The sequence below is a fragment of the Acinetobacter sp. ACNIH2 genome (assembly GCF_002934965.1).
In the GTDB taxonomy this organism is placed as follows: domain Bacteria; phylum Pseudomonadota; class Gammaproteobacteria; order Pseudomonadales; family Moraxellaceae; genus Acinetobacter; species Acinetobacter tandoii.
The window spans coordinates 620,030-644,710 of sequence record NZ_CP026412.1 but is presented as its reverse complement, the minus strand read 5'-3'; the positions used below and the strand labels follow the sequence as shown (position 1 = coordinate 644,710).

The following is a 24,681-nucleotide window of genomic DNA, read 5'->3' as shown; positions in this document are numbered from 1 at the left end:
TCTTCGTTGCTTTATATCTTTTATGAAGACATCTCAACCAAGAAGATGCCCTACTATACGCTTAATTTGTGTAAGCAAAATTAAGTTTTGTCGATAAATGCTCTAATTTTGTTCGTTAAAGCAAGTGTCCCCACTACTTATTTTGCTTACGCTTCTGATGGCGAATGGCTACAAATGCGTAGACCATTGGCACGTAAAAGAAAACAAAGGAAAAAACCAGAACCGCGAGTCCTAACATGTAGTTATGAGTCATATGGAGCATGTTGGTTTCCTTTGTTGTTTAAAAAGAGAGGCTTTATAGCCTCTCAATTCTACCACAGGCTTAACTGAGCTTGGTTTGGATAACTTCTGCAATGTGAGCGAACTTTTTCCCAACGATTAAATCGAAAACGGGTGTAATCACATACACTTACAGGTTTATCCAATGAGCAACTTACTCTCATCAGCATCTCCTTTTTGTAAAAGATACTTTCAGAGGAGTGACTCACACTCTAAATTTTGCTAAAGTAACCCTCGTTAGATCGCCAAATTTAACACTGATCACCTTAGCTACTTTCTAGAGAGTTTATAAAACCTCTGAAAGCTTAGGTTTTCAAATCAATGGTCTGTCACTTGTGTCAGGCCATTTTTTATTGCTTAAATTTTACTTTTTAAAGTCTATATCTCCTTTTTATTTATTCTTTCATTGTTTGGAATCCCCTAAATCCCCTTTTTTGCAAAGGGGGACTAGCATCCCGCCATTTGCATCGAGGATTTCCCCTCCTTTTAGGAGGGGTTAGGGGAGGTTATTACTGACAAGCCTCACAATCAGGATTGTCAATTGAACATGCCATTGGCACTGGTGCCGCTTGTTCAAAGCCTTCATCTTCTGCGACAGGTGCTGCAACTGGCTTTTCTTCCGCTACTGCTGCAACAGGCGCTGCGACTGTAGTTGCTTTAACAGCATTCAATGCACCTGTGTTAATGGTCGATTTCTCAGCCGAAGTTGCACCTAGTGCACGGAGGTAATAAGTCGTTTTTAAACCACGTAACCATGCCATCTTATAAGTGATGTCAAGTTTCTTACCATTCGCACCAGAGATGTAAAGGTTTAAAGACTGTGCCTGATCGATCCATTTTTGACGACGTGATGCAGCATCTACAATCCAACGTGGCTCAACTTCAAATGCAGTTGCGAAGATTGCTTTAAGCTCTTCTGGGATACGAGAAATTTTCTGAACTGAACCTTCAAAGTGTTTCAGATCATTGACCATTACAGAGTCCCAAAGACCACGGTCCTTCAACGCACGTACTAGGTACGGGTTGATCACAGTGAATTCACCTGAAAGGTTAGATTTCACATACAAGTTCTGGAAGGTTGGTTCAATCGATTGAGATACACCACAAATGTTAGAGATGGTTGCTGTTGGGGCAATCGCCATTACATTTGAGTTACGCATACCATCTTTTTGAACTTTTGCACGTAAAGTGTCCCAGTCCAAACGCTGTGTGCGATCAACTTCAAACATGCGCTCAGGGCGTGATTTTGCAACGAGGTCAAGTGAGTCAATTGGTAAGATACCTTGATCCCATAATGAACCTTTAAATGTTTCGTAAGTGCCGCGTTCAAGTGCAAGGTCGCTTGATGTTTGAATCGCATAGTAGCTAATGACTTCCATCGACTCATCAGCAAACTCTACTGCTGCATCAGAACCATAAGCCAGTTGCATTTCGTATAGTGCATCTTGGAAGCCCATGATCCCCATACCGACAGGGCGGTGCTTCAAGTTTGAGTTGCGAGCTTGTGGAACCGCGTAGTAGTTAATGTCGATCACGTTATCGAGCATACGAACTGCTGTTTTCACAGTACGTGCAAGCTTTTCACGGTCTAACACACCACCTTGAACGTGTTGTACAAGGTTAATCGAACCTAAGTTACATACTGCAATTTCATCTTTGCTTGTGTTTAAGGTAATTTCTGTACACAAGTTAGAAGAGTGAACTACACCCACATGTTGTTGTGGTGAACGTAAGTTACATACGTCTTTGAATGTGATCCACGGGTGACCTGTTTCAAACAACATCGACAGCATTTTGCGCCACAAATCTTTTGCACGGATTTTCTTGTGCAACATATTTGTTTCTTTTGCAATCGCTTCATAGTGTGCGTAACGCTCAGCGAATTCTGCACCCGTTAAGTCGTGTAGGTCTGGTGTTTCAGACGGTGTAAACAGTGTCCATTCAGCATCTTCAAACACACGTTGCATAAACAAGTCAGGAACCCAGTTTGCTGTGTTCATGTCATGTGTACGGCGACGGTCATCACCTGTGTTTTTACGTAGCTCTAGGAATTCTTCGATGTCCAAGTGCCAAGTTTCTAGGTATGCACAGACTGCACCTTTGCGTTTACCGCCTTGATTAACTGCAACCGCGGTATCGTTTGCCACTTTAAGGAATGGAACGACACCTTGTGACTTACCATTTGTACCTTTGATATACGAGTTCAAAGCACGAACAGGTGTCCAGTCGTTACCTAAACCGCCAGCCCATTTAGACAACATTGCGTTATCGCGCATCGCGCCATAAATGTCATATAGGTCATCATCAATCGTGGTTAAGTAGCAGCTCGATAACTGCGGACGTAACGTACCTGAGTTAAATAACGTCGGGGTAGATGCCATGTAATCGAAGCTTGACAATAAGTTGTAGAACTCGATTGCACGTTCTTCACGGTTTTCTTCGTTAAGGGCAAGACCCATCGAAACACGCATGAAGAATAATTGTGGTAATTCGAAACGTACGCCATCTGAATGGATGAAATAACGGTCAAATAAAGTTTGTAGACCTAAGTATGTAAATTGGTTTGAGCGTTCAGGTTGAATCGCTGCAGCCAATTTTGCAAGGTCAAAGTTAAGTAGTTCTGATGAAAGTAGGTCTAGCTCAATACCTTTTTTAAGGAAAGTTTCTAGAGCATCACCTTCAACGGTATCTTCAGACAAGCCAAGGAAGGTTAAACCTGTTGCAACTAACTCATCACGAAGTAGGCGAGCCGTTACGTAAGTGTAGTTTGGTTCTTGCTCAATACGGGTACGCGTTGCCATCATCATCGTAGTCGAGATGTCTGACTCTTTTACACCGTTATAAAGGTTTTTAATAGTTTCATCGATAATGGCTTGCGCATCAATACCTTCTAAACCTTCAGCTGCTTTATTGACTTTAGCTTGGAGCGCGCTCAAGTCTAATGGCTTAAGTTGGCCGTCTTGTGCAGTGATTTGCAAGGTCGGATGATGATGAGCACCTGTTTGCTGACGAGCAGATGCACGTTGTTCACGATAAATCACATAGGCACGCGCAACTTTCTGTTCGCCAGTACGCATGAGTGCCAATTCCACTTGGTCTTGGATTTCTTCAATATGGATTGTACCGCCAGAAGGTAAACGACGGTTAAAGGTATTCATCACCATTTCAGTAAGTTGTGAAATGCGGTCATGAATACGGCTAGAGTCGGCACTTTGTTGTCCTTCTACCGCTAAAAAGGCTTTACCAATTGCGACAGAAATTTTTTCGGCATCAAAAGCAGCAACATCACCAGTTCGTTTAATCACCTGAAGTTGCCCAGGGGTGGATGTGATTACGCTCATGTCAGCATAGCTCCATTGTCATCTATTGTTATGTTTATGGACCATTTGAACTGGGCAAAAAGTGTGCCACAGTGTTTGAGGAATAAACACAAGACTTAGTGGTTTAAAATTGAATTGAACACAAGATACGGGAAAATTGAGGGTAGATCAATATTGACATTTTGCTAAAAATTTTTCTGATTCCTGTCAAAAAAAATTAGCTCAAATTTCCCTATTTTTATGCTTATGGTTTAAGCCTTATTAGACAAGGGCATAGCATAGCAAAGCTCTATTTATCTGCTTATAGATAACCTTGTGGATAAGTAAAAAAGAATAAAACTGATCAGACAGTTTATGATCAATTGCCTGATTTGATTAATAATTATCCATTTTGTAATAAGATGTGTGGAATTGAGTTCAAAAAATGACAAACTGAAAAAGCCAATTAATTCAACGATTAAAAAATATTACAAAAAGCTACTTAGATGTATCAGTTTGGTGAATAGCATCTTGTTTACAATGTAAACGTGTGTATATTGCAAAATTATATTACGTCGTATCTGTCGGATTTTTAAAAGATACGCTTCATCCTATTGAAGGGGCAGTTTATGAGCCAAGAAGAAAAGTTACCGAAAATTTTAATTGTAGAAGATGATGAGCGTCTTGCACGTTTAACCCAAGAGTATTTAATTCGTAATGGATTGGAAGTTGGGGTAGAACCAGATGGCAACCGTGCCATTCGTCGTATTATTGCTGAGCAACCAGATTTAGTGGTGCTCGATGTAATGTTACCTGGTGCAGATGGTTTAACCATTTGTCGTGAAGTGCGTCCACATTATCATCAACCAATTTTAATGCTTACCGCTCGTACTGAAGATATGGATCAGGTGCTTGGCTTGGAAATGGGTGCAGATGACTACGTGGCTAAACCTGTTCAGCCACGTGTTTTGCTTGCACGTATTCGTGCATTGTTGCGTCGTACCGATAAAGCTCCAGAAGATGAAGTGGCACAACGCATCGAATTTGACGATTTGGTGATTGATAACGGTGGTCGTTCTGTAACCTTAAATGGTGAATTGGTTGATTTTACCAGCGCTGAGTATGACTTGCTTTGGTTGTTGGCTTCAAATGCAGGACGTATTTTATCGCGTGAAGACATTTTTGAACGTCTACGTGGTATTGAATACGATGGTCAAGACCGTTCAATTGATGTCCGTATTTCGCGTATTCGTCCAAAAATTGGCGATGATCCAGAAAATCCGAAACGAATTAAGACTGTGCGTAGTAAAGGCTATCTTTTTGTTAAAGAAACTAACGGAATGTAATTTACATCACTCTTGATTCACACAGGACATTTTCGTGTTTAAACACAGTATATTCTTGCGCATCTATGCAGGTCTGGTTGTGCTGGTTGCAATCGTGGCGCTGTTTGCTTATTTGCTGGTGCAAATTATTAATTACCAGCGTGCGCAAGAATATCGTGAGTCTTTAACTGATGGTATTTCATTTATTATCAGTGAGGGGATTGCGCGTCAGCAGACAGTCCAACAAAAGGTAGACTGGATTTCTGATGCTTCAGACTTGTTAGAATTGCCTATTTATTATGTCGATGCTAACAAGGTTGACCTTTCACGAGCTGAACAAAAACGTATTAGTCAGCAAAAGGCTGCTGTGCGTTATGATGCGCAAAACTCAATTGCTTATATTATTATCGGCTTAAAAAATGATACCAATCACTATCTATATGTAAAGGTAGATAAAATTGGTGAGCGTCAAATGAAAGCGCTACCTATTTTTATTCTGGATTATCTGGTGTACTACCCAGGACAGGAAAAAGAATATCTGGAGAAAATTCAGAAGCATTTTTCCTATCCAATTGAAATTGAGAAAGTACAAAATCTTCCTTTAGATTCAGAGCAAATTGGGCGTTTACGCTTAGATCATAGCATTATCTTATATCGTGATAGTGCCACAGTACGCGGCACAACTATTTCGATTGTTTCTCCTATTCCAAGTACGCCATCCGAGGTTTTGGTACTGGGACCAGTGCCTTTGTTTAATTGGATGCCATTCCAATTGGCAGCGGGTATTACTTTACTCAGCTTATTTGTCTTGAGCTTGGGCGTTTATGGTCTGATATTGCCTATGCAGCGTAAGATTCGCGAAGTGAACTATGCATTGAATCGCATGAAATCGGGCGATTTGAGTCTGCGCTTACCCATTGATGGTACTGACGAAATGGCAAGCTTGGCATCAAGCTATAACAGTATGTCAGACCATATTCAGCGTTTGATTGAAGCGCAGCGAGAATTAATGCGTGCAGTTTCGCATGAGCTCAGAACGCCTGTGGCACGTATTCGATTCGGTATGGAAATGCTTGCGGAGGAAGATGATTATGAGTATCGCATACAGCAAGTCGACATGATTGATAAAGATATTGAGGCACTAAATACTTTAATTGATGAAATCATGACTTATGCCAAGTTGGAGCAGGGCACACCTTCGCTTGATTTTGAAAAAATTGTGTTGGCTGAAGTGCTTGAGCAAGTTGCTACAGAAACGGAAGCATTAAAAACACAAAAAGAAATTATTGTAGAAGCTCCCTTGCCAACTGTTGTTGTAGATGCAGAGCGCCGTTACCTACATCGTGTGGTGCAAAACTTGGTGGGAAATGCAGTACGTTACTGTGATCATAAGGTTGTGATCAGTGGTGGCATAACCGATGCGGGCATGGCTTATGTTTGCGTTGAAGATGATGGTCCTGGTATTGCCGAAGATGACCGTAAACGCATTTTTGAGGCTTTTGCTCGTTTGGATGATAGCCGTACCCGTGCCTCAGGTGGTTATGGTTTGGGGCTTTCCATTGTGAGTCGTATTGCTTATTGGTTTGGTGGACGTATAGAAGTTGATGCGAGCCCAACTTTAAAAGGTGCTAGATTCACCATGAGTTGGCCTGCAAAGCGTTTCGCGAAGACGAATAAAAAGAAATTAGGGTCCAAAGAAAGTTTGGATAATTAAGTTCTTACTTTTAAATTATTGATAAGCCCAGTATTGATCTTAAAGAGATTTAGCTGGGCTTTTATCTACTTGTATTTATAGTGTTTTAATCCAAAATGCTGGCGTCTGGTTCAATAATTTGTTTACCGTTCTTGAGACTTTCTAATGCTTCTTGATTGAAATCGATTAATAACGAATTGTTTACAGTATCAATAGAGTGACCTGTAATTAATTTTTGGTCTCCGTTTAATGTTTCCACTTTATAGTCATCTACTATGTTGAATATTCCGTCTAAATTGGTCGTAGTTGAAGCGCGATCCTGACGGAATAACTCATAGACGTCACGTAGATCAAATATTGCATTGTTTGCATCAGGATGCTTTGTAATATAGTTTTCAATATGACGAATGAGCAGTTGTGCAAACAAGTAATAATTTGGTTTATGAGTGAATTCTAAATTCATATGGTTGCTCCTTATTATTTGTTTTACATGATGATATAGGAATACCATAATCATGATCTTTGCGTAATTTTAGTCGTGTAGCAGTGTTGTAAATAAAAAAAGAATTTGTTTAAAAGTGGTTCCGTCATCTTGGTAATTTTTACCCCAAATTTATAAAACACCTAGAGTGTGATATTGGATTATTTCTGAATTACCAGTACTGTCAAAATTTGCTGTCTGGCTCGACAAATAAAGGATTTCAGCAATTCAGCTTTGCGCAGAAATCCACATTAAATGAAAGCCATGTTGAAAAAAATGATGGAATTTTATTTTTTTATTCAATAAAGCGATAGTGGGGTGGGTTTCAGTGTTTTATGCGCAGAAATATAGAAAAAAGCTCAAAAAATCATCCAAAAGACTAAGACCTATAAACTAGCAAGTGAAATCATAAATCAGGTACAATTGGCGGGATTAATTTTGTGTTTGGTGTATTTGAAGGCCAATACATACATTCTTTGTTAATAAATAGGCCTGCCAGGAGTTATCCCCGCATGAGTGCCATTACTCCATACGAATGGGCAATTATTGCCTTCGTGATCGGCGTTACATTTCTTTGTGCTTTTATGCTCACAGTTCCATTACTCCTTGGGGGTAAGTCATGGGGCCGTGCTAAACAAGAGCAGTTTGAGTCAGGCGTAGTGGGTGCAGGTGGTGCACGTATTCGCTTGTCTGCAAAGTTCTATTTGGTTGCTATTTTCTTCGTGGTTTTTGACTTAGAAGCGCTTTATCTTTACGCATGGTCTACTTCTGTACGTGAAGTGGGCTGGTTCGGTTTTACAACTGTTGTAATTTTTGTGGTCGATTTATTGATTGCATTGGTTTATGCAGTTTCAGTGGGTGCGTTGAATTGGGCACCTACAGACCGTCGTAAAGCTGCTGGTAAAGTGATTAAAGTTGGCTCTCCAAATATGAATATTGCTGACATTACACGTTTTAACTCTATTGAAGAATTGGTAACAGACCCTACGGGTCATATCCCAGCTCAATCATCTGGTCGTGTGAAAGCAAAATCACCGACTGTCTCATCTGATAAGGAGTAACTCGGGATGAAATATACCTTAACCCGTGCGAATCCGAATGCTGATCAATATCCACTTCAGGAGCGTCAGATCGTTACAGATCCGCTTGAAGAAGAAGTGAATAAGAATGTGTTCATGACTCGTTTAGAAGACGTGTTACACACAGCAGTAAACTGGGGACGTAAGAACTCAGTTTGGCCGTTTAACTTTGGTACATCTTGCTGTTACGTAGAGTATGCAACGACCTTAACTGGTGTGCATGACTTATCACGTTTTGGTGCTGAGGTAATTCGTGCTTCACCACGTCAGGCAGATTTGATGATTGTGGCAGGTACATGCTTTGTTAAGATGGCGCCTGTTATTCAGCGTTTGTACGAGCAAATGTTAGAGCCTAAATGGGTAATTTCAATGGGTGCTTGTGCAAACTCAGGTGGTATGTATGACATCTACTCTGTAGTGCAAGGTGTCGATAAAATCATTCCTGTCGATGTGTACATCCCAGGTTGTCCGCCACGTCCAGAAGCATTAATCCAAGCATTAATGTTGTTACAGGACCAAATTCAATTAGAGCGTCGTCCGCTATCTGCCGTGATTGGTGATGATCTTCAGCCAGTATATAAGCCAAAGATGATGCCAGAGCGCGATCGTAAGAATGCACAGCGTATTGCGGTGAAAAACTTACGCTCTATGGATGAAATTAAATAATTTTAACGATGAATGTTTGATGCACCCGAGATGGGTGTAATTGTCGTTAAGGTTGACTGAATTTGTATTAAATAGGAAGCCAAGCCAATGGCTGAAACTGACATTGCTATGCCAGAATCAACAGCAGTTGATTCACGCCCAGCATTTGCAATCATAGAAGAACTTAAAACCAAATTTGGTGAGAACTTCTATGTGCAAACGACTCGTGAAGATTTTCCAACGGTCTGGGTTGAGCGCGCACGCGTACAAGAAGTTTTAATGTTCTTGCGTACAGTGTCACGTCCTTACGTGATGCTGTTTGACTTGTCTGCGGTAGATGAGCGTTTACGTACTCACCGTGACGGTTTGCCTGCGTCTGACTTTACAGTGTTCTATCACTTATTGTCATTAGAGCGCAATACGGATATTCGTATTAAAGTTGCATTGAATGAGAGTGATCTCAATATTCCAACTGCAACTAATATCTGGCCAAATGCAAACTGGTACGAGCGTGAAGCTTACGATATGTTCGGCATTAATTTCGAAGGGCACCCAATGCTCCGTCGTATTTTGCTGCCAACCTATTGGGAAGGTCATCCGCTACGCAAGGAATACTCTGCACGTGCTACGGAATATACACCGTACATGCAGAACCAAGCGAAACAAGACTTCGAGCAAGAGCACTTGCGTTTTGTCCCTGAAGATTGGGGTCTAAAACGCGGAAATGCTGACGAAGACTTCATGTTCCTGAACTTAGGTCCTAACCATCCATCTGCGCACGGTGCATTCCGTGTGATCTTGCAGTTAGATGGTGAAGAAGTGAAAGACTGTGTGCCTGATATCGGTTATCACCACCGTGGTGTGGAAAAGATGGCTGAACGTCAAACTTGGCATTCATTCATTCCGTATACAGACCGTGTTGACTACTTAGGTGGTTGTGCGCAAAACATGCCATACGTGATGGGTGTTGAGCAGCTTGCGGGCATTCAAGTGCCTGATCGTGCGCAATGTATCCGTGTCATGATGTCTGAGTTGTTCCGTATCAATAACCACTTGTTATATATTGGTACTGCAATTCAGGATGCGGGTGGTATGACCCCTGTATTCTATATGTTCGCTGACCGTCAAAAAATCTATGACGCAATTGAAGCGATTACAGGTTACCGTATGCACCCAGCATGGTTCCGTATCGGTGGTACGGCACATGATCTTCCAAACAACTGGCAGCACTTGATTCGTGAAATCCTTGAATGGATGCCTAAACGTTTGAAAGAATACCATACAGCAGCACTTAAAAACTCTGTATTTGAAGGTCGTACCCGTAATGTTGCGCAATACGATGCAAAATCTGCATTAGCTTGGGGTGTAACAGGTACAGGTCTTCGTGCAACAGGTATCGACTTTGACGTTCGTAAATACCGCCCATACAGTGGTTATGAAAACTATGACTTCGAAGTGCCAGTAGAGTACGAAGGCGATGCTTATGCGCGTGTTATCGTTCACTACCGTGAAATCGAACAGTCGTTGAAAATCATCAAACAGTGCTTGGATAACATGCCATCTGGTCCATACAAAGCGGATCACCCATTGGCTGTTCCACCACCAAAAGACAAGACTTTACAAGATATTGAAACCTTGATTACGCACTTCTTAAGCGTATCTTGGGGTCCTGTAATGCCTGCTGGTGAAGCCTCTGTGATGGCTGAAGTGGTGAAAGGTGCAAGTAACTACTACTTGACTTCTGACAAGTCGACTATGAGTTACCGTACCCGTATTCGTACACCAACTTTCACCCATTTACAGCAAATGCCTTCAGTGATTAACGGCAGTCTGGTATCTGACTTGATCATTTATTTGGCGACAATTGACGTCGTAATGGCTGACGTGGATCGCTAAGGGGTAACGCATTATGATGATTTTGACTGATAAAAAGCCACGTGTGAACGTTGAAGGAATTTTGACTGCGGAAGAAATTCACGATATCGAACATCACATTGATCACTATCCGTACCCACGTGCAGCCTGTCTTGACGCGCTGAAGTGTGTACAACGCCGTAATGGTTGGGTAGATGATGCGCAAATGAATGCGATTGCTCAAATGCTTAGCATGAGCGTTGCAGATCTTGAAGGCGTTGCAACATTCTATAACCGTATTTACCGTCAACCAGTAGGTCGTCACGTAATTTTGCTTTGTGACTCGATTGCGTGCTTCTTGATGGGCGCGGAAACATTGGCTGAGGCATTCCAGCGTGAGTTGGGTATTCAGTTTGGTCAAACGACTGCAGACGGTCGTTTTACTTTGTTACCAATTTGTTGCCTAGGCAACTGTGACAAGGGTCCAACACTGATGATTGATGAAGACACACACGGTCTAGTTGAAGTGACTTCAGTGAAACAGTTATTGGAGAAGTATGTATGAATACCGAACCAAAACCAATTTATGGCGACGGTAACCCAGAAACTCATCCATTAACTTGGCGCTTGAGTAAACAAGAGTTTGTTCGTAGTGCAGATGACTATGAAGCGCTTGAAGGTTATGCGGGCTTTAAAAAAGCATTAACCATGCCGCCAAAAGATGTGCTTGAAGTTATTAAAGCTGCAACCGTTAAAGGTCGTGGTGGCGCGGGCTTCCCAGCAGGGATCAAATGGTCACTGATGGCACCAAATGACAACTCAGGTCCACGTTACCTGATTTGTAATGCCGATGAAATGGAACCAGGTACCTTTAAAGACCGTTTGTTGATGGAAAAACTTCCTCATCAATTGATCGAAGGGATGTTGATTGCGGGTTATACCCTTGAAGCAACGCATGGTTATATCTTCATCCGTGGTGAATACATTGAAGCTGCTCAATACTTAAATGAAGCATTAGAGCAAATCCGTGCCAAAGGTTACTTGGGTGAAAACATCCTTGGAACTGGCTGGAACTTCGAAATGCATGTGCATACCGGTGCGGGTCGTTATATCTGCGGTGAAGAAACTGCATTGATTAACTCGCTTGAAGGTCGTCGTGCCAACCCACGAACTAAACCGCCATTCCCGCAAGTTGCAGGTGCTTGGGGTCGTCCTACGATTGTCAACAACGTAGAGACTTACAACAACTTACCAGCAATCATGCTGCGTGGCCCTGAATGGTATATCAACCTTTCTGCTGGTAAATCGAAAGATCCAGGCACCAAAATTTATGGTGCATCAGGTAAGGTTAAATTCCCTGGTTTATGGGAACTTCCATTTGGTACGACTGCACGTGAAGTGATCGAAGAGCATGCGGGTGGTATGCGTGATGGTCTTAAGTTAAAAGCTTGGTTACCAGGTGGTGCATCTACAGACTTCTTGGCTGCTGAACACATTGACCTTCCTATGGATGCGGAGAGCATCATGAAAGCAGGTTCACGTTTAGGTACATGCTTGTTGATGGTGGTTGATGAAACTCAATGTATGGTTTCTGCTACACGTAACTTAGAAGAATTCTTTGCACGTGAGTCATGTGGTTTCTGTACGCCTTGTCGTGATGGTTTACCTTGGGCGGTTAAAGCGCTTAAAGCATTGGAAGATGGCACGGGTAAGAAAGAAGATATCGATCACTTACAAGAACTGACGCGTAAGTTGTGGATTGGTAAAACTTTCTGTGCACATGCTCCAGGTGCAATGGAACCGTTAATGGGCGCACTTAAATATTTCCGTAGCGAGTTTGAAGCCAAGGTAGTAGATGCTGCCGCTCGAACTAGCAACGTAGAACAAGCTTAAGGAATTCGACTATGGCTACAATTCATGTCGATGGAAAATCGTATGAAGTCAACGGCTCTGAAAACTTGCTGCAAGCATGTTTAAGCCTTGGCATCGACATCCCATATTTTTGTTGGCATCCATCCTTAGGTTCTGTCGGTTCATGCCGTCAATGTGCTGTGACTCAATACGCGAATCCAGAAGATACGCGTGGTCGTTTGGTCATGTCATGTATGACACCTGCATCTGACAATACCTACATCTCGATTGAAGACAAAGAAGCGAAAGACTTCCGTGCGTCAATTGTTGAGTTTTTGATGACGAACCATCCACACGACTGTCCAGTCTGTGAAGAAGGTGGTCACTGTCATCTACAGGATATGACTGTAATGACTCAACATGACCGTCGTCGTTACCGTTTCACCAAGCGTACGCATTACAACCAAGAATTAGGTTCGTTTATTGCGCACGAGATGAACCGTTGTATCGCATGTTACCGTTGTGTTCGTTACTACAAAGACTACGCTGGCGGTACGGACTTTGGTGTCTATGCCAATGCATCACGCGTTTACTTTGGTCGTCCAGAATCAGGGACTTTAGAATCTGAATTCTCAGGTAACTTGACTGAAGTTTGTCCTACAGGTGTATTCACAGATAAGACTCATTCTGAACGCTATAACCGTAAATGGGACATGCAGTATGCGCCAAGCGTATGCCAAGGCTGTTCTTCAGGTTGTAACATTTCACCGGGTGAGCGTTATGGTGAATTACGTCGTGTAGAAAACCGTTTCAACGGTGAAGTAAACCAATACTTCTTGTGTGACAAAGGTCGTTTCGGTACGGGTTATGTAAACCGTGCAGATCGTCCACGTCAACCACAGTTCCGTGATGGTGCTGAAGCAACTGTTGTTTCTGTAGATCAAGCATTAGACACCGTGATTGCAAATATCCAAGGCAAAAAAGTCTTAGGTATTGGTTCTCCACGTGCATCGCTCGAATCGAACTACGCACTTCGCGAATTAGTAGGTCAAGACAACTATTCAACGGGTATGTCTCAAAAAGAGCAAAATCTGGTTGAATTAGCTGCTTCAATCATGCAAACCGAGGGTGTTTACAACCCGAACATGCGTGAAATTGAAAGCTATGACGCGGTGTTAATCTTAGGTGAAGATTTAACACAAACTGCACCTCGTATGGCATTGTCTGTTCGTCAAGCAGCGAAAAATAAAGCTAAAGAAATGGCCGCAGAACGTCGTACCCAAGATTGGTTGGCTGAACCTGTACAACGTATTGCACAAGATGCAAAATCTCCAATTTATATCTTGGCTGCAACTCAAACTCGTTTAGCGGACGTTGCGACAGGCGAGGTAGTTGCCTCTCCAAATGATATCGCACGTTTAGGTTTTGCAGTTGCTGCGGCATTGAAAGGTGAAGTGGTTTCTGGTTTGGCTGAAGATGCGAAAGCATTTGCGCAAACCATTGCAGACACGTTAAAAGCAGCGAAGAAACCTTTAGTGATTTCAGGTACAAGCTTACAAGATCCTGCAATCATGGAAGCCGCTGCACAAGTTGCTCAAAACTTGGGTAACGCTGGCTTGACCTTGACTGTTCCAGAAGTGAACTCAATGGGCTTGGCAATCTTAGGTGGTCAAAGCTTGGAGCAAGCATTTGCACAAGATTATGACACTGTAATTGTGGTTGAAAACGATCTTTACCGTCGTTTACCTACAGCTCAGGTCGATGCAGCACTTGACAAAGCAAAAGATGTGATTGTGCTTGATCACTCTGAAACTGAAACTGTGAAGAAAGCTTCGATTGTACTTTCTGCTGCAAGCTTCGCTGAAGGTGATGGTACTGTTGTTTCGCAAGAAGGCCGTGCACAACGTTTCTACCAAGTGTATGACCCAAGCTACTACAAACCTGAATATGCGATCAAAGAATCTTGGCGTTGGTTACATGCCATTGAAACTGGCTTAAAAGGCAAAGCAATTTCTTGGACATTGCTTGATGATGTGATTGAAACTGTTGCGAAGAATGTTCCAGCATTACAAGCAATTGAAGATGTTGCACCAGATGCTGGTTTCCGTGTTCATGGTTTGAAAATCGCACGTGAACCACGTCGTTATTCAGGTCGTACTGCAATTCGTGCACCGTTATCGATTCACGAGCCAAAACAACCGACTGACATTGACTCTGCATTAACATTCTCTATGGAAGGTTATGTGGGGACTCAAACACCGTCAGCACTTGTGCCATTTGCGTGGTCAGCAGGTTGGAACTCTCCACAAGCATGGAATAAATTCCAAGACAATGTGGGTGGTCATTTAAAAGGTGGTGATTCGGGTGTTCGTTTATTCGATCGTTTACCGAAACGTCCAGCACGTACTTATGTTGCACCTTCAGCAGTTGTTGTTAACCCTGAAAGCTTCCGTCTAGTGCCGATGCATCACATTTTTGCTTCTGGTGAATTCACGGTGAAAACACCTGCTATGCAGTCTCGTATTCCTGAAGCAATGTTTGCTGTGGGTGAACAAGATGCAGCACGTTTGAATGTTCAAAATGGACAACAAATTACGGTGAAAGCAGGCGAAACGAGCATTAGCCTGCCAGTTCAAGTCATTGAATATTTACCAGCAGGCTATATCGGTTATCCAATTGGTCTTGCACCGACTGTTTCTTTAGCAGAACCAGTTTCAGTCGCGGTAGGAGTGTAATTCATGAATCAAGAAATTATACGTCAAACACCGCTCTGGGCTGAAAACTGGCCAATTGCGTACTCTGTTATTCAAGCCGTTGTCATTTTATTGGTGGTGGTTCTGATTGCAGCATTGATGTCATTTATCGAGCGTCGTTTGCTCGGCTTATGGCAAGACCGTTACGGTCCAAACCGTGTTGGTCCTGGCGGTATGTTCCAGATTGTTGCCGACATGTTGAAAATCATGTTTAAGGAAGACTGGACACCAAAATTCGCCGACAAGTTAACCTTCCGTTTAGCGCCAGCAGTTGCGATGGCAACTGCTGTACTGTCGTTCATGGTGATTCCTGTTAGCCCATATTTGGGTGTGGCAGACATGAGCATTGGCTTATTGTTCTTTATGGCAATGGCTGGTATTGCAGTTTATGCAGTGTTATTTGGTGGTTGGGCTTCAAATAACAAATATGCATTACTAGGCGGTTTACGTTCAGCTGCGCAAACAATTTCATACGAAGTATTCTTGGGTATTTCACTTATGGGTGTAGTCGCAATTGCAGGCTCATTCAACATGCGTGAAATTGTAGAAGCACAACGTGATGTTTGGTTTGTTATTCCTCAATTCTTAGGCTTCATGATCTTCGTGGTTGCAGGTGTTGCGGTAACTCACCGTCATCCATTTGACCAACCAGAAGCAGAACAAGAATTGGCTGAAGGTTACCACGTCGAATATGGCGGTATGAAATGGGGGATGTTCTTCGTTGCGGAATACGTCAACGTCGTTTTAATCTCTGCACTTATCGTGACTTTATTTTTCGGTGGTTGGTTAGCGCCATTCAACCTTGAGATTTCGTTCATTCCACCAGCATTCTGGTTCATTATCAAAACAGCATTCTTCGTAATGATGTTTGTATTGGCGCGTGGTTCATTAATGCGTCCACGTTATGACCAAGTGATGAACTTTGGTTGGAAAATTTGCTTGCCATTGGCATTGGTCAACTTACTTGTGACTGGTGCTGTGATTCTGATGAATCAGGCCTAAGACAGCAGGGAGAACAAAATGTTTAAGTTTCTAGCTGGAGTTGGGTCAATTGTACGTTCATTGTGGATGGTATTCAGCCACGTGACACGTAAACGTGACACGATTTTATATCCAGAAGTACCAGCTGAAGAAATCGTACCACCACGTTTCCGTGGTCGTATTGTATTAACGCGTGATCCAGATGGTGAAGAGCGTTGTGTGGCATGTAACTTATGTGCTGTTGCATGTCCAGTTGGCTGTATTTCACTACAAAAAGCTGAAAAAGAAGATGGTCGTTGGTATCCAGAATTCTTCCGTATTAACTTCTCGCGTTGTATTTTCTGCGGGATGTGTGAAGAAGCGTGTCCAACCACTGCAATTCAGATGACACCTGATTTCGAATTAAGTGAGTACGTTCGTCAAGACCTAGTTTATGAGAAAGAAAACTTACTCATTTCAGGTCCTGGTAAATATCCAGACTACAACTTCTATCGTGTTACAGGTATGGCTGTAACAGGTAAAGAAAAAGGTCAGGCGCAACGTGAAAGCGCACCTGTTGATGTACGGAGTCTATTACCATGATGTGGCCGTTTTATTTGATGGCACTCGTGGCCATCGTTTCTACGGTTCGTGTTGTTACTAACGCGAACCCTGTACATGCGTTACTTAGCTTGATCGTGTCTTTGCTTGCTGTTGCAGGGATGTTCATGATTGTGGGGGCACCATTTGCTGGTGCACTGGAAATTATCGTCTATGCTGGTGCGATCATGGTGTTATTCGTGTTCGTGGTGATGATGCTGAACCTTGGTCAACATACAGTTGATCAAGAACGCAAATGGTTAACATCATCGGCATGGGCATATCCAGCACTTATGAGCTTCCTAATGGGCTTGATTCTAGTTTGGATGTTAGGTTCAGACTACACTACAGCAGGCCCTGTGATGGGTACTGAAATCGTAGGTCCGAAAGCCGTTGGTCAAGCACTCTTTACTCACTACTTATTATTGGTAGAAGTTGCCGCGATGTTATTGCTTGCAGCACTGGTTGCAGCATTCCACTTAGGTAAACGTGAGCCAAGTGCAGAAGAGGACAAAGAATAATGGGCAACATCCCTTTAGAACATGGTTTGATCGTTGCGACCATTCTTTTTGCACTGGGTTTTTACGGTGTAATGGTTCGACGCAACCTATTATTTATGTTAATGAGCCTTGAAATTATGATGAATGCTGCTGCGTTGGCATTCGTTTTGGCGGGTAGCGCATGGGCACAACCAGATGGGCAAGTCATGTTCATTCTGATTTTGACCCTTGCTGCGGCAGAGGCTTGTATCGGTCTTGCGATCGTCCTTCAGTTTTATCATCGCTTCCATCATTTGGATGTGGATGCTGCTAGTGAGATGCGCGGATGAGTTATTTATATTTAACAGTTTTATTCCCGCTAATCGGTTTTGTCTTATTAGCGGCGGGGCGCCAGAATTTACCTGAGAAAGTTGCAGCGATTATTGGCGTTGGGGCTGTAGGTCTATCTGCTTTATTTGCCCTTATTGCGGGGATGGATTTCGTTAACAATGGTTCTGCGCCACAAGTACAACACTTGTGGACTTGGTTCCAAGTTGGTGATTTCGCACCAGGCATTAGTTTGCACCTAGATGGCTTATCATTATTGATGATGGGCATGATTACAGGTGTAGGTTTCCTGATTCATATCTTTGCGTCATGGTACATGCGTGGTGAAGAAGACTTTGCACGTTTCTTCTCTTACTTCAACCTGTTCGTTGCAAGCATGTTGTTGCTGGTTCTTGGCGATAACTTGGCATTGTTATTCTTAGGTTGGGAAGGTGTAGGTCTGTGCTCGTACTTGCTGATTGGTTATTACTACCAAAACCCAGAAAATGGTTTTGCGGCAATCAAAGCATTTACAGTAACACGTGTCGGTGATGTGTTCTTACTGATTGCATTGTTCTTAATTTACCAACAGTTCGGTACTTTAAACATTGCAGAAGTGGTTGCTGCGGCACCTACAGTATTAACGCAAGGTTCATCTATGGCAATCTGGACAGCATTGATGTTGTTCCTCGGTGCTGCAGGTAAATCTGCGCAGATTCCACTGCAAACATGGTTAGCAGATGCGATGGCTGGTCCTACACCAGTATCTGCATTGATCCACGCAGCGACAATGGTAACTGCGGGTGTATATCTTTGCTGCCGTATGTACACTGTATTTGAAATGGCTCCTCAAGTGATGATGTTCATTTCGATTACGGGTGCTGTGACTTTGTTGGTTGCTGGTTTTGCTGCATTGGTTCAAACCGATATCAAACGTATCTTGGCTTACTCAACCATGAGTCAGTTAGGTTATATGTTTATGGCAGTGGGTGCTGAAGCATACCAAGCAGGTCTGTTCCACATGTTGACTCACGCATTCTTCAAGGCATTATTATTCTTGTCTTCTGGTGCGGTGATCTTGGCTTACCACCACGAACAAAACATTTTCAAAATGGGCGGTTTGTTCTACAAGAATAAATTCCTGTTCGCTTGCTTCGCCATTGGTGGCGGTGCATTGGCTGCAATTCCATTCATTACTGTCGGTTTCTTCTCGAAAGATGCGATCTTGGGTGCAGTATGGATGAAAGGTCAGGCGGTGGCTTTATATGACTGCTTATACTGGACAGGTGTTGCAGGTGCTTTCTTAACTTCAATCTATACATTCCGTTTAATCTGGGTTGTATTCTTTGGTAAAGAAAATACGCCATATCACGAAATCAAAGGCGTGACGTACTGGGGGCCTTTGGCAATTTTAGCGGTTCTTTCAACTTTCGTTGGTGCAGCACTTAAAGCACCAGTAGAAAGCATTTTGAATGCTGCAAAAATTCCAGCAGTGATTATTCCAGAAGCGATGGAAGCAGGTGTACACGGTGCAGAACATATTGCCGTGGGTATCGCGCTTGCCGGTCTTGTGATTGGTGTAATCTTATTTGCTTTTGCTTACGGTGCAGTGAAAAGTTTTGCGAAAACTTCATTGGGTGCAGGTTTGGCGAATATTTGCCGCAATGCACTCGGTTTCGATACCTTGTATGACCTGATTTTCGTAAAACCATATTTACTGATTGCTAAGATTTGTGGTCGTGACCCAATTGATGGTTTATGGCTGGTATTACCTGCAATTGTGAAAGCTGGTAACGGCTTTACAAGCTCTCGTCAAACAGGTTCATTGCGTGAATACGCATCGAGCATGTCACTGGGCATTGTGGTTCTACTGATGATCTTAGTCGTGATTCAGGTAGTGGGGAAATAAGATGGAAATCACAAACAACATGGTTTTGCCCGCGCTGATCCTCGTACCGTTCATTGCAGGTTTTTTATGTTGGTTGGTCGATAAGCTCGACCAACAACTACCACGCTATATTGCGCTTGTAGGTATGCTCGTTACTTTGGGCTTAACTGTCGCTTTATGGCAAACGGGTACTTACAGCTATGAATTGGGTGCAAAAGTCCCAACATGGTCTGCAGAGTTTTTCTTGCCGTGGATTCAAACCCTCGGCATCAATATCCACTTAGCCGTTGATGGTTTATCATTATTAATGGTGGGCTTAACTGCGCTGTTGGGTATTTTGGCGGTTGGTTGTTCTTGGGGTGAGATTCAAAAGAACGTAGGCTTCTTCCATTTGAACCTGTTATGGTCATTGGGCGGCGTCATCGGTGTATTCATTTCGATTGATATGTTCTTGTTCTTCTTCTTCTGGGAGATGATGCTTGTTCCAATCTACTTCTTGATTGCACTTTGGGGACACCGTGGTGCAGATGGTAAATCACGTGTTTACGCTGCAACCAAGTTCTTCATCTATACGCAAGTTGCTGGTTTAATCATGCTCATCGGTATTCTAGGCCTAGTGGTTTATGGATACATGATGACAGGTATGATTGGCTTTGATTACAACTACTTGTTAGGTGTAGCGAATACGCTTGATGCACAGCTTCCTGCGGTAGCTTATGCATTCATGTTATGTTTGTTTGTGGGTTTTGCAGTAAAACTTCCTGTATTCCCATTACACGGCTGGTTACCAGATGCACATGCGCAAGCACCTACAGCAGGTTCTGTAGACTTAGCGGGTATCTTGATTAAGACAGCAGCATACGGTTTACTTCGTTTCGTTATTCCGTTCTTCCCAGCGGCTTCTGCACAGTTTGCAGACATCGCAATCATCATGGGTCTAATTGGTATTTTCTACGGTGCTTGGTGTGCTTTCCAGCAAACCGATATGAAGCGTCTGTTGGCTTATACTTCAATTTCACACATGGGCTTCATCTTACTTGCATTGTATGCAGGTAACATTTTGACCTTCCAAGGTCTGATGATCATGATGTTGGCGCATGGTTTATCTTCTGCTGCACTGTTCATTATGTGTGGTCAGGTTTATGAGCGCTTACATACACGTGACATGCGTTTAATGGGCGGTATTCGTGGTCAATTCCAATACCTTTCATTCTTCCTCATGTTCTTCGTAGCGGCGTTAGTGGGTATTCCTGGTTTAGGTAACTTCATTGGTGAGTTCCTGATCTTGATGGGTTCTTATGCCAAGTTCCCAGTATTCACGATTTTGGCTGCAATCAGCTTAGTATTCGCTGGGCTTTATGGTCTAATTTTGATTCACAAAGCTCTATTTGGTACACCAAATGAAGCACAAAAAGAGCATTATGCAAGTCCACTGAAAGATTTGAATGCGCGTGAAGTTGGTATTCTATTAATTTGTGCATTTGGTCTGCTTTGGCTTGGTCTCTACCCACAAACCTTCCTTGATATTTCAAATTCAAGCATGGCGTGGTTAGCAAACAGCTACATTCCAGTTCAAGAAGTCGTTGACGTTGTGCATCAAGCATCTGTTCAACTCGAAAATGTGGAGATGCAATAAGCCATGAACTTCACAATGTCTTTTTCTGAGCTTATGCCATTAGCTCCTGTAATGATCGTGGCGTTGACTGCGATCGTTGTGATGATTCTCACTTCGATTAAACGTAATCATAATTTAATCGCAACAGCTTCTGTGGTCGGCTTAAACCTTGCTGCGGCAAATATTTTATTGAACATGTTTGGTGGGCAATTTGCGCCATCAAACGTGATGGGTATGTTCATGGTGGATCCGTTCACCATGCTCTACCAATTGGTGATCTTGGTTGCATCGCTAGCATGTTGTACTTTGTCACATGCTTATATTGAAACTTATAAAGATAACCGTGAAGAACTGTATATCTTGATGCTGTGCTCGGTAGCGGGTGCAATGTTAATGGTAGCAAGTTCGCACTATGCGTCTTTCTTCATTAGCTTAGAGTTAATGTCGATTCCTGTTTACGGTATGTTGGCTTATACGCATCAGCGTGCAAACTCATTAGAAGCAGGTATTAAATACTTGGTTCTTTCTGCAACAGCTTCGGCAATGTTGCTGATGGGTATGGCGTACATTTATGCTTATACAGGTTCATTGTCTTTCTACGAATCTTTCCAAGCATTAATGCAAAATATTCGTCAACCAATGGTACTCCTTGGTTTAGCGCTGATTATTTTTGCAGTGGGCTTTAAGCTTTCATTGGCACCATTCCACAAATGGACGCCTGATGTTTACGCAGGTGCGCCAGCTCCGATTGCGACTTTCCTTGCAACTGCTGCAAAAGTTGCGACGATTGGTTTATTTGTACGTTACTTACTAACTTCTGGCGCAATTTTGGTTGAATCGTTAGTTACGATCATTACTATTATTGCTGTGCTTTCGATTTTAGTGGGTAACTTCTTGGCAGTACGTCAAGTGAACTTGAAACGTATTCTGGGTTATTCATCGATTGCACACTTTGGTTATTTGTTGATTGGTTTAATTAGCATGACTTATGCAAGCTTGGGCAACGTATCAGTTTACGTGATCACTTATGTATTAACGACAATTGGTGCGTTCGGTGCAGTTGCATTAATGTCTAGCCCTTACAACAACGTTGATGAAGCAGAAAGTCTGGCTGATTACCGTGGTTTATTCTGGCGCCGTCCAGTGTTAACTGCAACCTTAACTGTCATGATGTTGTCTTTAGCGGGTATTCCATTAACTGCTGGCTTCATTGGTAAGTTCTTGGTGGTGATGGCTGCAGTAACGACTCAGCACTGGTTCTTGGCTGCGATGATTGTGGTAGGTTCAGGTATCGGCTTGTACTACTATCTCCGTGTAATGGTTGTGATGTACATGACTCCACCAGATACGCCACGTATTGATGCTGTTGATCACTGGGGTCAAAAAGTGGGTGGTATTATGGTATTACTCGCAGCACTTGCAGTATTGGTTATTGGTATCTATCCAGATCCAATTATCAAAATGGCTTTACAAGCTGAGATTTTATCTCCATTGCATTTCATGTTAACGCGTCAATAATTGAAAAATTATTGTGTTAATTAAAAAGCCTCCGCCAGTCGGAGGCTTTTTTTCTTATAAGATTTATAAAAAACATTTATAATAAGATGAATTATATTTAGATCTTTTTAGGTGTACTCCCGTGGCTATTCATGAAATTCGTCATCCTCTGATTCGACATAAACTTGGTTTATTACGTCGTGCTGATATTAGTACAAAGAATTTCCGTGAATTGGCACAGGAAGTGACCATGTTACTGACTTATGAAGCAACCAAAGATTTACCTGTGGTAGATCATGAAGTAGATGGTTGGGCGGGTAAAGTCACGACACAACGTATTGCGGGTAAAAAAATTACCGTGGTACCAATTTTACGTGCAGGGATTGGCATGTTGGATGGTTTCTTAAATCTGATTCCAAGTGCGAAAGTTTCAGTATTGGGGTTAGAGCGTGATGAAGAAACATTAGAAGCGCGTACTTACTATAAAAAATTGGTTCCAGATGTTCAAAACCGTATTGCGATGATCATTGACCCAATGTTGGCAACGGGTTCTTCATTGGTTGCGGCCATTGATGTATTGAAAGCCAGCGGTTGTAAAGATATTCGTGTCATGGTTTTGGTTGCAGCACCTGAAGGTATTAAAAAGGTGGAAACTGCACATCCAGATGTGACGATTTTTACTGCTTCTGTTGATGAGGGTTTGAATGTACAAGGCTATATCGTGCCTGGTTTAGGTGATGCTGGTGACAAAATCTTTGGCTCAGTGCAAAAAGATTAATAGTGTTATGGCTGAAAATGGGGGCTGTAACAGCCTCTTTTTTATATACTGTATCCAGCATGTTGGCAGAATAGGTGGAAATGAATGAAATCTGAATTTCAACAAGGGAAAATTACCCAATACAACGCAGATAAAGGCTATGGTTTTATTACGACGCCTGAGCAAGATATTTTCTTTCATATCTCTGATTTTCCGCTTGCAGATGGTGAGCCGAAACGCAATGAACGGGTGAAATTTTTAATCGTCGAGAATGGCAACAAATTCAAAGCAATTAAAATTGAACGTGTAGCAGACAATTCTGCCAAAGCGAAAAAGTCTAAAGTGTCGACACACAATAAATCGATTACTTCAGCTTTATTGTCAAACTTTAGACGTTGATCACGAACTAATAGAATTATTTTTTTTTGAATTTTAAAAAGAGGCTTTAGGGTCTCTTTTTTATTGATTAGAATAGAAAAAAATAAAAAAGTTTAGGGCGAATTATGTTTCTTGAGGGGAAGATCAAGCACTACAATTCTACACGTGGTTTTGGTTTTATTCAGGTTGAGGATGAGCCGAAAGACATCTTTTTCCACATTAAAGATTTCCCAAGTTGGCACATTAAGCCCAATGAGGGAGAGTTGCTCAAGTTTCGCGTAACCGAGGAGCAAGGAAAATTTAAGGCATCTGATATTGTACGCTTAAATTTAAAGCCAGAAGATCAACCGCTTCTTGAGCAGCATAGTTTCAATTACAGATCAATACCGCCCGCAGAGAAAATTGTTCTGCCAAGAAAATCTGTATCACGTTTAAAATACATGGTTTTATTCGTTCTGATTGTCATTGCTGGATTAGGTTTTGTCGCCTATCAAAAAGTGCAGGATCATCGCGTAGCCAAACAATTAAAAGCAGAACAACTCATTAAAGAACAAAAGCGAATTGTGGAGCAACAGCGAGAAGCATTGGGTCATTTACCTGATCGAATTCTCTCGGTTCAGGGACGCAAAAACTTAGATACAGTTGGATATGCGGTGAATACGCAACAGAGGAATATAAGTGTATCGCCCAAATCTGAAGCTTCAAAATTAGCTATTGTACAAAAAAATGATCCGATTGCTGATTTTAAATGTGATGGACGCACACACTGTAGTCAGATGCGATCTTATGATGAAGCCGTATTTTTCATAAGAAATTGCCCAAATACACAAATGGATGGCAATCATGATGGTGAGCCATGTGAGAAGCAGTTTAGAAGATAAATTCTGAAATAAAAAATGCTCCTGTCTAGGAGCATTTTTA

General features: G+C 42.3%; 21 protein-coding genes. 18 read left to right on the top strand and 3 right to left on the bottom strand.

Translation table 11 applies throughout. From position 1 onward, the window contains the following. Positions 1 to 133: 133 nt before the first annotated feature. Together C3F34_RS20520 and C3F34_RS03005 are read right to left on the bottom strand one after the other, a co-directional pair. Positions 134 to 262, bottom strand: coding sequence for a preprotein translocase subunit YajC (locus tag C3F34_RS20520; RefSeq protein ID WP_100242481.1), 129 nt, complete (start codon positions 260 to 262; stop codon positions 134 to 136). Positions 263 to 788: 526 nt separating this feature from the next. Further along, the gene (locus tag C3F34_RS03005; RefSeq protein WP_104441044.1) at positions 789 to 3,620 is read right to left on the bottom strand and encodes a ribonucleoside-diphosphate reductase subunit alpha; all 2,832 of its coding nucleotides are present in this window, start codon (positions 3,618 to 3,620) and stop codon (positions 789 to 791) included. A gap of 587 nt (positions 3,621 to 4,207) precedes the next feature. On the opposite strand from C3F34_RS03005, the gene bfmR reads away from it, so the two are divergent. Beyond that, the gene (bfmR, locus tag C3F34_RS03000; RefSeq protein WP_016166031.1) at positions 4,208 to 4,924 is read left to right on the top strand and encodes a response regulator transcription factor BfmR; all 717 of its coding nucleotides are present in this window, start codon (positions 4,208 to 4,210) and stop codon (positions 4,922 to 4,924) included. Positions 4,925 to 4,958: 34 nt separating this feature from the next. Next, on the top strand, positions 4,959 to 6,617 hold the full coding sequence (gene bfmS / locus C3F34_RS02995) for a sensor histidine kinase BfmS (protein ID WP_044740954.1): 1,659 nt from the start codon (positions 4,959 to 4,961) through the stop codon (positions 6,615 to 6,617). An 85-nt stretch (positions 6,618 to 6,702) separates the two neighbouring features. Here the strand turns inward: bfmS and C3F34_RS02990 are convergent, their stop codons facing one another. Then, positions 6,703 to 7,059, bottom strand: coding sequence for a hypothetical protein (locus tag C3F34_RS02990; RefSeq protein ID WP_104441043.1), 357 nt, complete (start codon positions 7,057 to 7,059; stop codon positions 6,703 to 6,705). Positions 7,060 to 7,589: 530 nt separating this feature from the next. Between C3F34_RS02990 and ndhC the strand changes: the two genes are divergently transcribed. From ndhC to C3F34_RS02910, 16 genes are all read left to right on the top strand, one after another. Then, complete coding sequence (gene ndhC / locus C3F34_RS02985; RefSeq protein ID WP_016166028.1) at positions 7,590 to 8,138, top strand: NADH-quinone oxidoreductase subunit A; 549 nt, start codon at positions 7,590 to 7,592, stop codon at positions 8,136 to 8,138. A 6-nt stretch (positions 8,139 to 8,144) separates the two neighbouring features. Beyond that, the gene (locus tag C3F34_RS02980) at positions 8,145 to 8,822 is read left to right on the top strand and encodes a NuoB/complex I 20 kDa subunit family protein (RefSeq protein ID WP_016166027.1); all 678 of its coding nucleotides are present in this window, start codon (positions 8,145 to 8,147) and stop codon (positions 8,820 to 8,822) included. A gap of 87 nt (positions 8,823 to 8,909) precedes the next feature. Further along, entirely contained in the window at positions 8,910 to 10,697 is a 1,788-nt protein-coding gene (nuoC, locus tag C3F34_RS02975) for an NADH-quinone oxidoreductase subunit C/D (RefSeq protein WP_016166026.1), read from the top strand. Between the two features lie 13 nt (positions 10,698 to 10,710). Beyond that, positions 10,711 to 11,220: an NADH-quinone oxidoreductase subunit NuoE gene (gene nuoE, locus C3F34_RS02970; protein ID WP_016166025.1), complete on the top strand. Its 510-nt coding sequence runs from the start codon at positions 10,711 to 10,713 to the stop codon at positions 11,218 to 11,220. Further along, positions 11,217 to 12,548 carry an NADH-quinone oxidoreductase subunit NuoF gene (nuoF, locus tag C3F34_RS02965; RefSeq protein WP_016166024.1) on the top strand — a complete coding sequence of 444 codons (1,332 nt, stop codon included), beginning with the start codon at positions 11,217 to 11,219 and terminating at the stop codon, positions 12,546 to 12,548. Before nuoE ends, nuoF begins: the two co-directional genes overlap by 4 nt. A gap of 11 nt (positions 12,549 to 12,559) precedes the next feature. Continuing rightward, positions 12,560 to 15,241 carry an NADH-quinone oxidoreductase subunit NuoG gene (nuoG, locus tag C3F34_RS02960; protein ID WP_044740952.1) on the top strand — a complete coding sequence of 894 codons (2,682 nt, stop codon included), beginning with the start codon at positions 12,560 to 12,562 and terminating at the stop codon, positions 15,239 to 15,241. 3 nt (positions 15,242 to 15,244) lie between these two features. Beyond that, positions 15,245 to 16,261 (top strand): NADH-quinone oxidoreductase subunit NuoH, encoded by a 1,017-nt coding sequence (nuoH, locus tag C3F34_RS02955; RefSeq protein WP_044740951.1) that lies wholly within the window; start codon positions 15,245 to 15,247, stop codon positions 16,259 to 16,261. Between the two features lie 18 nt (positions 16,262 to 16,279). Then, positions 16,280 to 16,822: an NADH-quinone oxidoreductase subunit NuoI gene (nuoI, locus tag C3F34_RS02950; RefSeq protein ID WP_016166021.1), complete on the top strand. Its 543-nt coding sequence runs from the start codon at positions 16,280 to 16,282 to the stop codon at positions 16,820 to 16,822. Next, positions 16,822 to 17,340 (top strand): NADH-quinone oxidoreductase subunit J, encoded by a 519-nt coding sequence (nuoJ, locus tag C3F34_RS02945; RefSeq protein WP_171069570.1) that lies wholly within the window; start codon positions 16,822 to 16,824, stop codon positions 17,338 to 17,340. The genes nuoI and nuoJ overlap by 1 nt, the downstream gene beginning before the upstream one ends. Next, a complete protein-coding gene (gene nuoK / locus C3F34_RS02940; protein ID WP_044740950.1) occupies positions 17,340 to 17,648 on the top strand; it encodes an NADH-quinone oxidoreductase subunit NuoK in 309 nt (102 codons plus the stop codon). Before nuoJ ends, nuoK begins: the two co-directional genes overlap by 1 nt. Next, positions 17,645 to 19,534, top strand: coding sequence for an NADH-quinone oxidoreductase subunit L (gene nuoL / locus C3F34_RS02935; protein ID WP_044740949.1), 1,890 nt, complete (start codon positions 17,645 to 17,647; stop codon positions 19,532 to 19,534). Before nuoK ends, nuoL begins: the two co-directional genes overlap by 4 nt. A 7-nt stretch (positions 19,535 to 19,541) precedes the next feature. Then, entirely contained in the window at positions 19,542 to 21,149 is a 1,608-nt protein-coding gene (gene nuoM, locus C3F34_RS02930; protein ID WP_026441079.1) for an NADH-quinone oxidoreductase subunit M, read from the top strand. Positions 21,150 to 21,152: 3 nt separating this feature from the next. Further along, positions 21,153 to 22,646, top strand: a complete 1,494-nt coding sequence (nuoN, locus tag C3F34_RS02925) for an NADH-quinone oxidoreductase subunit NuoN (RefSeq protein ID WP_044740948.1) — start codon at positions 21,153 to 21,155, stop codon at positions 22,644 to 22,646. Positions 22,647 to 22,767: 121 nt separating this feature from the next. After that, positions 22,768 to 23,403, top strand: coding sequence for a uracil phosphoribosyltransferase (gene upp / locus C3F34_RS02920; RefSeq protein ID WP_044740947.1), 636 nt, complete (start codon positions 22,768 to 22,770; stop codon positions 23,401 to 23,403). Between the two features lie 84 nt (positions 23,404 to 23,487). Continuing rightward, complete coding sequence (locus C3F34_RS02915; protein ID WP_044740946.1) at positions 23,488 to 23,781, top strand: cold-shock protein; 294 nt, start codon at positions 23,488 to 23,490, stop codon at positions 23,779 to 23,781. A gap of 104 nt (positions 23,782 to 23,885) precedes the next feature. Beyond that, positions 23,886 to 24,641 (top strand): cold shock domain-containing protein, encoded by a 756-nt coding sequence (locus C3F34_RS02910; RefSeq protein ID WP_044740945.1) that lies wholly within the window; start codon positions 23,886 to 23,888, stop codon positions 24,639 to 24,641. The last annotated feature ends 40 nt before the right edge of the window (positions 24,642 to 24,681 follow it).

Coding starts and splice junctions, on each gene's coding strand:
- C3F34_RS20520 (WP_100242481.1), bottom strand. CDS start 262: ATGCTCCATATGACTCATAACTACATGTTAGGACTCGCGGTTCTGGTT.
- C3F34_RS03005 (WP_104441044.1), bottom strand. CDS start 3,620: ATGAGCGTAATCACATCCACCCCTGGGCAACTTCAGGTGATTAAACGA.
- bfmR (WP_016166031.1), top strand. CDS start 4,208: ATGAGCCAAGAAGAAAAGTTACCGAAAATTTTAATTGTAGAAGATGAT.
- C3F34_RS02990 (WP_104441043.1), bottom strand. CDS start 7,059: ATGAATTTAGAATTCACTCATAAACCAAATTATTACTTGTTTGCACAA.
- ndhC (WP_016166028.1), top strand. CDS start 7,590: ATGAGTGCCATTACTCCATACGAATGGGCAATTATTGCCTTCGTGATC.
- C3F34_RS02980 (WP_016166027.1), top strand. CDS start 8,145: ATGAAATATACCTTAACCCGTGCGAATCCGAATGCTGATCAATATCCA.
- nuoC (WP_016166026.1), top strand. CDS start 8,910: ATGGCTGAAACTGACATTGCTATGCCAGAATCAACAGCAGTTGATTCA.
- nuoE (WP_016166025.1), top strand. CDS start 10,711: ATGATGATTTTGACTGATAAAAAGCCACGTGTGAACGTTGAAGGAATT.
- nuoF (WP_016166024.1), top strand. CDS start 11,217: ATGAATACCGAACCAAAACCAATTTATGGCGACGGTAACCCAGAAACT.
- nuoG (WP_044740952.1), top strand. CDS start 12,560: ATGGCTACAATTCATGTCGATGGAAAATCGTATGAAGTCAACGGCTCT.
- nuoH (WP_044740951.1), top strand. CDS start 15,245: ATGAATCAAGAAATTATACGTCAAACACCGCTCTGGGCTGAAAACTGG.
- nuoI (WP_016166021.1), top strand. CDS start 16,280: ATGTTTAAGTTTCTAGCTGGAGTTGGGTCAATTGTACGTTCATTGTGG.
- nuoJ (WP_171069570.1), top strand. CDS start 16,822: ATGTGGCCGTTTTATTTGATGGCACTCGTGGCCATCGTTTCTACGGTT.
- nuoK (WP_044740950.1), top strand. CDS start 17,340: ATGGGCAACATCCCTTTAGAACATGGTTTGATCGTTGCGACCATTCTT.
- nuoL (WP_044740949.1), top strand. CDS start 17,645: ATGAGTTATTTATATTTAACAGTTTTATTCCCGCTAATCGGTTTTGTC.
- nuoN (WP_044740948.1), top strand. CDS start 21,153: ATGAACTTCACAATGTCTTTTTCTGAGCTTATGCCATTAGCTCCTGTA.
- C3F34_RS02915 (WP_044740946.1), top strand. CDS start 23,488: ATGAAATCTGAATTTCAACAAGGGAAAATTACCCAATACAACGCAGAT.
- C3F34_RS02910 (WP_044740945.1), top strand. CDS start 23,886: ATGTTTCTTGAGGGGAAGATCAAGCACTACAATTCTACACGTGGTTTT.